The 11,847-nt window shown below is 40.7% G+C and carries 7 protein-coding genes and 1 pseudogene; 3 read left to right on the top strand and 5 right to left on the bottom strand.

Annotated elements, in window-relative coordinates; all coding sequences use genetic code 11:
- Positions 1-164: 164 nt before the first annotated feature.
- The 5 genes from pulA to HT731_RS07705 form a co-directional block, all read right to left on the bottom strand.
- Complete coding sequence (gene pulA, locus HT731_RS07725) at positions 165-2,444, bottom strand: type I pullulanase (RefSeq protein ID WP_173278381.1); 2,280 nt, start codon at positions 2,442-2,444, stop codon at positions 165-167.
- Between the two features lie 118 nt (positions 2,445-2,562).
- Complete coding sequence (ligA, locus tag HT731_RS07720; protein WP_173278380.1) at positions 2,563-4,521, bottom strand: NAD-dependent DNA ligase LigA; 1,959 nt, start codon at positions 4,519-4,521, stop codon at positions 2,563-2,565.
- A 92-nt stretch (positions 4,522-4,613) separates the two neighbouring features.
- Positions 4,614-5,792, bottom strand: coding sequence for an MFS transporter (locus HT731_RS07715; RefSeq protein WP_173278379.1), 1,179 nt, complete (start codon positions 5,790-5,792; stop codon positions 4,614-4,616).
- A gap of 79 nt (positions 5,793-5,871) precedes the next feature.
- Entirely contained in the window at positions 5,872-6,735 is an 864-nt protein-coding gene (locus tag HT731_RS07710; protein ID WP_033680316.1) for an XRE/MutR family transcriptional regulator, read from the bottom strand.
- Positions 6,736-6,737: 2 nt separating this feature from the next.
- Positions 6,738-8,639, bottom strand: coding sequence for an ABC-F family ATP-binding cassette domain-containing protein (locus tag HT731_RS07705; RefSeq protein ID WP_173278378.1), 1,902 nt, complete (start codon positions 8,637-8,639; stop codon positions 6,738-6,740).
- Between the two features lie 153 nt (positions 8,640-8,792).
- On the opposite strand from HT731_RS07705, the gene HT731_RS07700 reads away from it, so the two are divergent.
- The 3 genes and pseudogenes from HT731_RS07700 (at position 8,793) to tnpA (ending at position 11,720) form a co-directional block, all read left to right on the top strand.
- A complete protein-coding gene (locus HT731_RS07700) occupies positions 8,793-10,511 on the top strand; it encodes a phospho-sugar mutase (RefSeq protein WP_173278376.1) in 1,719 nt (572 codons plus the stop codon).
- Between the two features lie 111 nt (positions 10,512-10,622).
- Positions 10,623-10,970, top strand: a complete 348-nt coding sequence (locus tag HT731_RS07695; protein WP_000434635.1) for a thioredoxin — start codon at positions 10,623-10,625, stop codon at positions 10,968-10,970.
- Positions 10,971-11,205: 235 nt separating this feature from the next.
- A pseudogene (gene tnpA / locus HT731_RS07690) lies at positions 11,206-11,720 on the top strand (IS200/IS605 family transposase).
- Positions 11,721-11,847 lie beyond the last annotated feature (127 nt).

Below are 11,847 nucleotides of genomic sequence, written 5' to 3'. Positions count from 1 at the left end.
AGAAATGCTTTGAAAACGAATTGTTTTTTAACAATATTATCATAAAGTTCGCCATTTTACTAATAAAAGTAGTGTTTTCAGCTAAAAAAACAAATCAGAAAACGAATTTCCTGATTTGTTTTTTCAAATATTTATAAAAGAAATACCAAAAGACGAACTAACATCTATAGTACTTTAAAAATGCTAACACTGACACCACCAACTTTGTTTTCCTCATCAGAAGGACTATTGGTCACCAAGAGTTCTAGATTTCCTGCATTTTCAAACTGGAACGCATCTCCTTTTGCATTAAAGACAATCAATAGGTGTTCTTCTCCATGAATCTCATAGACAATCCAACCACTATGCTCATTTGCTGAATGAACAAAGACATGATGGTAAATCTCATCATAAGTAGGGTAAGAAAAGGCACTGGTTTCTGTCTTCAAGCGAATAATTTGACGAATAAACTCAATACTGTCTTGACGATCATTGATCAAATCCCAGTTGACTTGATTCACACTGTCAGGAGCGTTATAGCTATTCATAGCACGCTCTCTATCATCATGGGTCAACTCACCATTTTCACCAGTCGCAACCAATTTGGTACGACCAAATTCTTGACCGATTTCCATAAAGGCCATCCCTTGCATGAGTAGGTTCATAGCTGTGGCTGTTTCGACTTTACGCATGATTTGCTCGGAACTTTGGTCTGGATGAAGGGTCGCCAACAAATCGTGAAGATTGTAATTGTCATGGGCCTCTACATAGTTAAGCACCTGATTTGGATGTATATAGGTTCCTAATTCACGACTGCCTAGGATCGCTTTGGCTAGAATTGGCTCTGTAGCAGCACCACTAACAAAACCTGACTTGATAGCACCATAAACTTCTCCACCTTTAACAGCATCACGCTGATTGTCATTAAAGAAACCGATGTTTGGCATCTGGTAGGCATTGTCCTTCTTAGCCTTATCATAAGGGGCAAGACCAGTACCCATGTCCCAACCTTCTCCATAGAGGATAATGTTAGGGTCGACTTCATCCAGGCTCTGACGAATCATTTGCATAGTCTTGACATCATGAATCCCCATCAAGTCAAAACGGAAGCCGTCAATATTGTATTCCTGTACCCAGTATAAGAGGGAATCAATCATATACTTGCGGAACATTTCGTGTTCGCTGGCTGTTTCATTTCCAACACCTGTTCCATTCTGGAAGGTGCCATCTGGATTCATACGATAATAGTAATCAGGGACAGTTGTTTGGAAAGGTGCATCAACTACTGAGAAGGTATGGTTATAGACCACATCCATAATGACACCAATGCCCGCATCATGATAAGCTTGAACCATGGCCTTCAAATCACGAATGACCTGAGCTGGATCATCTGGATTGGTTGAAAGGCTCGTTTCTGGTGCATTATAGTTTTGTGGGTCATAACCCCAGTTGTAGGTTACATTTCCATCCTCATCGTATTCTTTGTGACGGTCTGCAATTGGTTGCAACTGAACATAATTATAGCCTATCTTCTTGATGTAATCAAAAGCAGTTGACTGGCCATACTGGTTAACCGTTCCAGTCTGAGCAGCACCTAAGAAAGTTCCTCGAAGATGTTCATCCACACCTGAGGTCGGTGATTTGGTCAAATCACGAATGTGCATTTCACAGATAACTGCCTTACATGGATTTTCCAAGCGCCAAGTAGCCTCAGAACCGTGCTTGACCTCGAAGTTTGCAACTTGCTTTTCTGCAGGACTCAGGATAGCTGAACGTTTGCCATCAGGACTGGTTGCGATGGTATAAGGATCGCGTGTCACTGTTTGGTGGTGAGGGAATTGGACCTGATACTGATAAGCCTTACCAGTCAAATCTTCCTCAACATCCAAACTCCAGACACCAATAGTATTGTCCTTATGATTATAAGAGTAGCTATTGCCTCTCTCCATCACAAAAGTCTTCCAAACAGGAGCATCATTAGTAGCTGATTCATAAACAACAACCTGCACTTCTGTCGCTGTAGGAGCCCAAAGGGCAAAACGAGCCTGATTGTCCTCTACACGGCACCCCAATTCCCCTTGGTAGCCCCAATGATGGTCAAAACTGGCACTGTTAATGGCCTTGTCAAAGGCAAAAGGATTTTGATTCTTATAGAAAGGACTGGCAATAGCAGGATTTTCAGAGTAATAAATTCTGTCATCACCTTCCAAAATCCAGACCTCTGTTAAAAGGGGATAGTGATTAAAACGGATAGCATATTCTTTACTGCTTTGACCTGTATGAACCACAAAATTCAAGCTTTCTAAGGCATGGGAACTTGGGTGTTCAAAACTAAATAAGGCGCCAAAATAATCTTCTTTGTAGGTCAGCAAATCAATCCGTTGATCCTGACTTTTTACAAAAGAGCAAGTGTCGTATTCTCCATTCTTGCGATGGTAATGAATGCGAATAGGGTAATTAAACATTTTTTATTTTTCCTTTTTACTTCTTAATTTGTTTCTATTTCACTAATAAATTCTTGATCGATTTTGTCCCGATTAACAAACATAGTCAAATTATCCAAACTCTGTTTTTAAACGATCATTACAGACTTTCTAGCCAAGCTTCATCTCGAACCTCAATACCAAGTTCTTGTGCTTTTTGAAGTTTGCTTCCAGCATCTGCTCCTGCCACAACGAGGTCGGTCTTTTTAGAAACACTGCCTGTTACTTTTGCACCCAGACTTTCGAGTTTGCTTTTAGCTTCTGAGCGCTTGAGCCGTTCCAATTTTCCAGTCAATACAACGGTCAAACCTGACAAAGCCGCATTTGCCACTACAGTCTGACCTTTATAGTCCAGATTGACCCCAGCTTCTTTCAATTCTCTGAGGAGAATTTCAGAGCCTTCTGTCGCAAAATAAGTTTGAAGACTTTTGGCAATCACACCACCCAGACTTTCAATACTAGCCACTTCCTCTGGATCTGCCTGAGCCAGATTTTCGATTGAATGAAAATGTTGAAGTAAGAGCTGACTGGCCTTGCTTCCGACATGACGAATTCCCAAACCAAACAAGAGTTTTTCGGCAGAATTTTCCTTAGATGCTTGAATGGCTTGATACAGTTTAGAAGCAGACTTTTCCTTGACCCCCTCTAAAAGGAGGAAATCTTCTTCTTTCAAACGGTAAATATCTGCCACATCCTTGACTAGATCTGTAGCAAAAAGCTTCTCAACAATAGATGGGCCAAGTCCTGTAATATTCATGGCATCTCTAGAGGCAAAGTGGATCAAACCTTCCATGATTTGAGCAGGGCAACGCGGATTGATACAACGGAGGGCCACTTCATCTTCAAAGTGCAACAAGTCAGAGTCACAACTTGGACAGTTTGTAGGGATATCCAGTTTCTCTTCAGAAATTCGTTTGGACTCTACCACACGTAAAACGGCAGGGATAATATCTCCAGCCTTATAAACGATAACCGTATCATCTTTGCGGATATCTTTTTCAGCAATATAATCCACATTGTGTAGAGTCGCACGGCTAACAGTTGTTCCAGCTAGTTGAACAGGGGTTAGATTTGCAGTTGGGGTTACAACACCCGTACGGCCAACTGTCCAATCAACTGATAAGAGTTGAGCTTCTTTTTCTTCAGCTGGGAACTTATAGGCCACTGCCCACTTTGGAGCCTTAACGGTAAAGCCTAGTTCTTCTTGACCTGCTAGGTCATTGACCTTGATTACAACTCCATCGATATCATAAGGCAGGTTTTCCCGTTCTTGTCCTACTTCTTGGATAAAATTCCAGATTTCATCTATGTTTTCAGCCAAAATTCGCTTATGATTGACTACAAAACCAAGTTGTTCAAGGTGCTTCAAAACCTTTTCTTGGCTGTCTCGAGTTGAAGGGCTGGCTTCTTGATAGAGAAAAGTCGCAAGATTGCGCTTGGCTACTACTGCTGTATCCAACTGTCGCAGGGTGCCTGCTGCCGCATTACGAGGATTAGCAAATTCAGGCTCTCCATTTTCTTGGCGAGCTTGGTTAACCTGGTCAAAAGAAGCGCGTGGCATATAACATTCCCCACGAACCGTGATATCTAGTTCTTCTGGCAAGGTCAAAGGAATGTCCTTAACACGCTTAAGATTTTCTGTGATATTTTCCCCAATAGAACCATCACCACGTGTTGCCCCAGCAACCAAAATCCCCTTTTCATAAGTAAGAGAGATAGATAAGCCATCAATTTTCAACTCACAAATATAGGTTGGATGGGCCACTTCCTTACGAACACGCACATCAAAAGCTTCAAGCTCCTCACGTGAAAAAGCATCCTGCAAACTATAAAGAGGATACTGATGACTGTATTTTTCAAAACCATCTAAAACCTTGCCACCAACACAATGGGTCGGACTATCTGCTAATACTTGATCTGGATAGGCAGCCTCCAACTCGACCAACTCACGGTAAAGGCGATCATACTCACTGTCTGAAACCGAGGGATTGTCACTCGTATAGTACTCAGTCGCATAGCGATTGAGCAAGGCGACTAACTCATTCATTCTTTTATTCATAAGACCATTTTACCATAAACTAAGCCCTCCTCACAAACGAGAAGGGCGGAAAAAATACTTAGATTGGAATTATTTTTAAAACTCAAACAGACTTATAGCTCTTTTTTGAAATGAGTTCGAACATAGCCTAGAGCTAAGAAGGATAAGGCGACAACTCCTAGTCCAATAATTAAGAAAGAATAAAGATGGACACTTGGAAGCCAGGTCATTAAACCTGTTGCAATAGGCATAAATAGTATAGCTAAGGTATAAATCGAACTGAGAACTCTTCCCAGATATTCACCTTCAACCTTGGTTTGTACTTGAGTAAAAAAGTGAATATTGAAAATCGTCATAAATAATTCACAAATGAAATTACCTGAAAAAGTAAGATAGGATGGGAGGGGAAATCCCATTATCATCACCCCAAGTCCAGTCAGAGCCAACAAAAACAGAAGCATTTCCATACTGGCTTTAATCTTACTAGCTAGCAAAGCCCCAACAATAGATCCGATAGCACCCATTGTTAAAATAGTGGCATAGGCACCTTGTACTCCATAGAGCTGATTTGAAAAGGGAAGGAGATAATTAAAAGCTGCGAAGAAAAAATTGACGCTTGAAGCCATGACTAACAAAAAGAATATTTCCTTTTGCTTCACAATATAGTGAACCCCCTCCTTGATATCAGAAAAAATAATTTTGAATGTAAGTTTCTTCTCCCCCAAAGTCTTCTCTTCTTTCTTTGGAAGCAGGACTACCAAACCAAAAGCAAGAAAAAAACTAAGGCCATCTAATACCAAGGTAATGCGAAGACTCGCAAATTGTAAGACCAGAAAAGAAAGCACAGGAGAACTCACACTGACAACCTGCATCACCAACTCCAAACGAGAATTGTAGAGGACCAGTTCATCCTTCTCTACCAATTCTGTGATAATAGCCTTATTTGCTGGTCTAGAAAAGGCGAAAGCAATAGCCTGAACAATATTGGCAAAAATCAAAGCTCCAATCATCCAGCTGTCATTCCTTATGAAAGAAATAGCCAGACAAAGAATCCCACAAACAAGGTCTGTCACCATTAAAATCCTACGACGAGAAAAACGGTCTGAAATGACTCCGCCAAAGGGATTTACGAGAATAGATGTGACGAGTTCAGAAATCTGATACATTCCTAAAACTGTCTGTCCGATAGTTCCCATGGAAGCCAACCAGACACTATTTCCATAATCATAGAGCATATTCCCTATCTTGTTTACAGCTCCACGGCTAATCAACTGTACGGCATAGCGATTCATATAAAAACTCCTCTCAAATTTTGAAACTATTGTATCAAAACCGAAAGGGGCTTTTTTCTTTTTCCCTTATTTGGGAAAATTAATCTTTGACAAATTTTTCGTAGTGTTCTTGATAGTAGGCTACTTGCTCTGGAAGACCTAGCACGTCAAAAATATGCATGGCCTCTTGCATTTGGCTACAACCTTCTTTACACTGCCCTTTTTGATAGAAGGCAAAACCTTTTAGGTAATGTAAAATATTTCGCTCATAAAGACTAATGTTTTTACCAATAATCTTCTCTGTATAAGTCTCAAAATAACTTGCATTATCAAAAGAAAGATGCTCTAAACAATGCTGGTAACAATTGAGGGCTAAAATCAACACTAATCTCTTATGGCGACCAATCTCTTGGTAAAATTCCTCCCTCTCCATAACTTCTCTACCAATCCGAGTGACATAGTCCACATCGTAGAAACTATAGAGGTTCCCGAAAAGAATCAATTCATACATGGTCCATTCTTCTGTTTTGAAGAGATAATCTGCTACCTTATCCAAATCATCCTGCTTCATCTCATAAGTCGTATCTCTTTGACAAATCAGACCTTGCAACAAAATCCAGTTCAGCTCAAAATAAAGGGGATTCGTCGAACTCTTAGCCTTTTCAAGTTGTTCTCTTTGAAGCTTTTGAAAACCTGCAATATCATTTGAGTAGTAAAGCGGAATAATTTGTCCCATCATGGCAACATGTTCATGATTGTGAAAATTTCTTGCCTTGTCCATGAAATTTTCGATTGTTACATGAATGTTATCCAAAAGCTCAAAGAAACGTGAGACTGCTAGGTCAGACTCCCCAAGCTCAAAGCGGGATAACTGGGAAGTTGAACAGGACTCCCCTGCCGCCTCCTTTAAAGAATAATTTCCACTTGTTCGAAATTCACGAAATACTTTTCCCAGATGTTTCATCTTTACACCTGCTCTGATAATTCTTCCCATTCAAGCATCGCTTCTTCCTGACGATGGCTGATTTTGTCCAGCTCAACCTGCAATTCCATCAGTTTTTCGGCATCGTTTGTTTCCAACATTTGTCCCGAAATGGCTTGACTTTGACTTTCTAACTCTTCGATTTCAGCTTCTAGACTTTCGATTTGTCGCATGAGCTTGCGAACTTCTTTTTGACTTTCTTTCTGGGCTTGATAATCATTGACTGGGCTCGGTTCTTTTACTTGATTGCTAGTTAAAGCTTCCTCTGTCAGACTGACTTCCATTTCAGCCTTTTTATCAACATAGTAGTCATAATCTCCCAAGTAGAGAGTCGAGCCATTCTCAGACAATTCTAGAACATGAGTTGCCACACGATTGATAAAGTAACGGTCATGGCTGACGAATAGAAGAGTTCCATCAAAGTCAATCAAGGCATTTTCCAACACTTCCTTGCTATCAATATCTAAGTGGTTGGTTGGCTCATCCAGAATCAAGAAGTTGTTGTTTTCCATAGACAATTTAGCCAAAAGTAAACGCGCTTTCTCGCCCCCAGACAGCATGCCAACTGATTTTTTAACATCATCTCCTGAGAAAAGGAAGGCACCTAGACGATTACGGATTTCAACTTCTGGTGTCAGTTTAAAATCATTCCAGAGTTCATCCAGCACCGTATTACTTGGTGTTAGCTTGCTTTGGGTTTGATCATAGTAACCAACTTCAACATTAGCCCCAAAGCACTTTTCACCCTTGATAAACGGAATCTGATCCACGATTGATTTGATAAAGGTTGACTTGCCAATACCATTTGGACCAACGATGGCGACAGCATTCATCTTACGAAGGTCTAGGCTGATAGGCTCTGACAATACTTCCCCATCATAACCAATAGCCGCATTTTCAACAGTCAAGACAATATTACCAGACGTTTTCTCAGACTGGAAGGTCATGTTGGCTGCTTTCTTACCAGCTTGCGGCTTGTCCAAACGCTCCATTTTTTCCAGTTGTTTTCGGCGAGATTGGGCACGTTTGGTCGTTGAAGCTCGGACTAGATTGCGGTTGACAAAGTCTTCCAGAGCTGCGATTTCCTTCTGTTGCTTTTCATAGTTTTTTGCCTCAGTAGCTAGCTTTTGCTCCTTCAACTCAACAAAACGAGAGTAATTGCCCACATAGCGATCCAAGGAATGCTTGGTCAAATCCAGCGTAATCGTCGCAACCTTATCCAAGAAATAACGGTCGTGGCTGACAATAATAAGGGCACCGCTATAGTTTACCAAGTAATTCTCTAGCCAGGCAATCGTTTCAATATCCAAGTGGTTGGTTGGCTCGTCCAAGACCAAGAAATTGGGCTTTTCAAGGAGCATTTTGGCTAGAGCCAAGCGAGTGTTTTGACCACCAGAAAGCTCGGCAATTTTCATCTGCCACATAGATTCGTCAAACTTAAATCCATTTAAAATTGCTCGAATATCAGCTTCATAGGTAAAGCCACCTGCTTGGCGGAAATTCTCAGATAAGCGATCGTAATCTGACATCAGTTTATCCAAATCTTCACCAGACTTTTCACCCATCTCCAACTCCATCTGACGAAGTTGTTGCTCTGTCCGACGTAGATCATCAAAGACATGAAGCATCTCATCGTAGATGGTATTTTCAGACTCAAAACGACTATCTTGGGCTAGGTAAGACAGAGAAATATCTTTTTTCTTATTGATTTCTCCACTAGTTGGCTCCTCTTCTCCAACTAAAATCTTCAAAAGAGTAGACTTCCCTGCACCATTTTTCCCAACAAGAGCAATCCGATCTCGTTCATCAACCTGCAGATTAATATTATCGAAAAGAACCTCTCCTGCAAAAGAACGTTCAATTTTATTAGCTTGTAAAATAATCATAAGAGTAGTATAGCATGTTTCCCTAAGGCATTCAAGACTTGATAAACCGGCATATGTCACTACTTTTCTGAAAATTATGCTGCCGTTTTACTAAAACGCTAAAAAGTGCTATAATGTGAACGGTTAAAACAATTTACAAAAAGGAGAATGTTAATGTCTTACCAAGAAAATTACCAGAAATGGGTTGATTTTGCGGAGCTTCCTGACTATCTTCGTCAAGATTTGGAAAATATGGATGAAAAAACAAAGGAAGATGCCTTCTATACAAATCTTGAATTTGGTACTGCAGGTATGCGTGGCTTGATTGGTGCTGGTACAAACCGCATCAACATCTACGTTGTTCGCCAAGCTACTGAAGGATTGGCTCGTTTGATTGAGTCAAAAGGTGGAAACGAAAAAGAACGTGGTGTCGCAATTGCCTACGATAGCCGTCACTTCTCACCAGAGTTTGCCTTTGAATCTGCGGCAGTTCTTGCTAAACACGGCATCAAATCTTATGTATTTGAAAGCCTTCGTCCAACTCCAGAACTATCATTTGCAGTTCGTCACCTCAACTGTTTCGCAGGTATCATGGTTACAGCCAGCCACAACCCTGCACCATTTAACGGTTACAAGGTTTACGGTGAAGACGGTGGACAAATGCCTCCACACGACGCGGACGCTTTGACTACTTATATCCGTGCAATCGAAAACCCATTTGCAGTTGAAGTTGCTGATGTGGAAGCTGAAAAAGCTTCTGGCTTGATTGAAGTTATCGGCGAAGCTGTCGATGTGGAGTACCTCAAAGAAGTCAAGGACGTTAACATCAACCCAGCCTTGATTGAAGAATTTGGTAAAGACATGAAGATTGTCTACACACCACTTCATGGTACTGGTGAAATGTTAGCTCGTCGTGCCCTTGCCCAAGCAGGATTTGACTCTGTTCAAGTCGTTGAAGCGCAAGCAACTGCCGACCCAGACTTCTCAACTGTAAAATCTCCAAACCCAGAAAGCCAAGCAGCCTTTGCTCTTGCTGAAGAACTTGGTCGTCAAGTTGGTGCAGATGTTCTTGTGGCAACTGACCCTGACGCTGACCGTGTTGGTGTTGAAGTTCTTCAAAAAGATGGTAGCTACCTTAACCTATCAGGTAACCAAATCGGTGCTATCATGGCTAAATACATCTTGGAAGCCCACAAAAACGCTGGAACTCTTCCTGAAAATGCGGCTCTCTGCAAATCTATCGTATCAACTGACTTGGTAACGAAGATTGCTGAAAGCTACGGGGCAACCATGTTCAACGTCTTGACTGGTTTCAAATTTATCGCTGAAAAAATCCAAGAATTCGAAGAAAAACACAATCACACTTACATGATGGGATTTGAAGAAAGCTTCGGTTACTTGATTAAACCATTCGTACGTGATAAAGACGCTATCCAAGCCGTTCTTGTCGTTGCTGAACTTGCTACCTACTACCGTTCACGTGGTTTGACTCTTGCTGACGGTATCGAAGAAATCTACAAAGAGTACGGTTACTATGCAGAAAAAACTATCTCTGTTACTCTTTCAGGTGTCGATGGTGCTGAACAAATCAAAGCAATCATGGCTAAATTCCGTAACAATGCTCCAAAAGAATGGAACGCAACAGCTATCACTGTCGTAGAAGACTTCAAAGCTCAAACTGCTACTGCTGCTGACGGCACTGTTACAAACTTGACAACTCCTCCAAGTGATGTGTTGAAATACACACTTGCTGACGGTTCATGGATTGCCGTTCGCCCTTCAGGGACAGAACCAAAAATCAAGTTCTACATTGCAGTTGTAGGTGAAAGCAACGAAGAATCACAAGCTAAGATTGCTAACATCGAGGCAGAAATCAATGCTTTTGTAAAATAAAGTCCTATAAAAGATGAGACCAAATAATCTCATCTTTTTTTCGTATCAAATCTAAGCAATTTTAGAAACTTTATGGCATACTAGACTTATCAATGAAAGCGAGGTAATCTCATGGAACAATTTTTAGATAATATCAAAGACCTTGAAGTCACTACAGTTGCGCGTGCGCAAGAAGCTCTTGATAAAAAAGAAACTGCAACCTTCTTTATCGGTCGCAAAACTTGCCCTTACTGCCGTAAATTTGCTGGTACCTTGGCAGGTGTCGTAGCTGAAACTAAAGCTCACATCTACTTCATCAATAGTGAAGAACCAAGCCAACTCAATGAGTTGCAAGCATTTCGCTCACGTTACGGAATCCCAACTGTACCAGGATTTGTTCACATTGCGGATGGACAAATCAACGTCCGTTGTGACTCTTCAATGTCAGCTCAAGAAATCAAAGATTTTGCTGGATTGTAAAAGATATAAAAAAGAAGGTTGGACAAAAACCCACTTCTAACTATCAAAAAACGAGTATTTCCGTAGTTGGAGATACTCGTTTTCTTATGTGACTTTCAGTCCGTCTCGCTCCGTTAGGTGCGAGACAAAAAAACCACCCGCTATGCAGGTACGCGTCGAAGGTTGTACCCAAAAAACTCCAAACGCGATACAATAAAGCTCTTCAAGGCAATTGTAAAGCGAAAGAGTCAAAAATATGGCACAAAAGGCTCATAGTTTATCACACACAAAGTGGCACTGTTCTATCACATTATGCTCAACCCTAAGTATAGACGAAAAGTCATCTATAATCAATATAGAAGTAGTTTAGGCGAAATATTTCATCGCTTGTGTAGTTATAAAGGAGTTGAAATTATCGAGGGTCACTTAATGCCAGACCATGTGCATATGTTAGTAAGTATTCCACCAAGGATAAGTGTTTCGAGTTTCATGGGTTATTTAAAAGGAAAAAGTGCGCTCATGATGTTTGATAAACACGCCAATCTCAAGTACAAGTTTGTGAATCGGCATTTCTGGGCGGAAGGTTATTATATGAGTACGGTGGGACTCAATGAAGCTACAATTAAGAAAAATATTCAATATTAAAGAAATTATCCAGTGGATGATTTCTTCACGAGTATGACAATTTGAGAACGAGTAAAGCATGATATAGCACTAGATAAATTAAGTGTAAAAGAATATGAGGATCCCTTTAGGGATAGTAGTAAGTAATACTAAAACCTCTTTGAGAGGCAAGTGACGAGTCAAGAGCAATCAGGCTTGAACAACGTGAAATAGGCTGGGCAAAAAGTCTCTAAAATCAAAAAACGCATAATATTAAGTGTGTACTGATCCCAAA

Source organism: Streptococcus sp. k-163 (assembly GCF_013277555.1).
Lineage (GTDB): Bacteria > Bacillota > Bacilli > Lactobacillales > Streptococcaceae > Streptococcus.
This window is presented reverse-complemented; position numbering and strand designations above follow the sequence as displayed.

Coding starts and splice junctions, on each gene's coding strand:
- pulA (WP_173278381.1), bottom strand. CDS start 2,444: ATGTTTAATTACCCTATTCGCATTCATTACCATCGCAAGAATGGAGAA.
- ligA (WP_173278380.1), bottom strand. CDS start 4,521: ATGAATAAAAGAATGAATGAGTTAGTCGCCTTGCTCAATCGCTATGCG.
- HT731_RS07715 (WP_173278379.1), bottom strand. CDS start 5,792: ATGAATCGCTATGCCGTACAGTTGATTAGCCGTGGAGCTGTAAACAAG.
- HT731_RS07710 (WP_033680316.1), bottom strand. CDS start 6,735: ATGAAACATCTGGGAAAAGTATTTCGTGAATTTCGAACAAGTGGAAAT.
- HT731_RS07705 (WP_173278378.1), bottom strand. CDS start 8,639: ATGATTATTTTACAAGCTAATAAAATTGAACGTTCTTTTGCAGGAGAG.
- HT731_RS07700 (WP_173278376.1), top strand. CDS start 8,793: ATGTCTTACCAAGAAAATTACCAGAAATGGGTTGATTTTGCGGAGCTT.
- HT731_RS07695 (WP_000434635.1), top strand. CDS start 10,623: ATGGAACAATTTTTAGATAATATCAAAGACCTTGAAGTCACTACAGTT.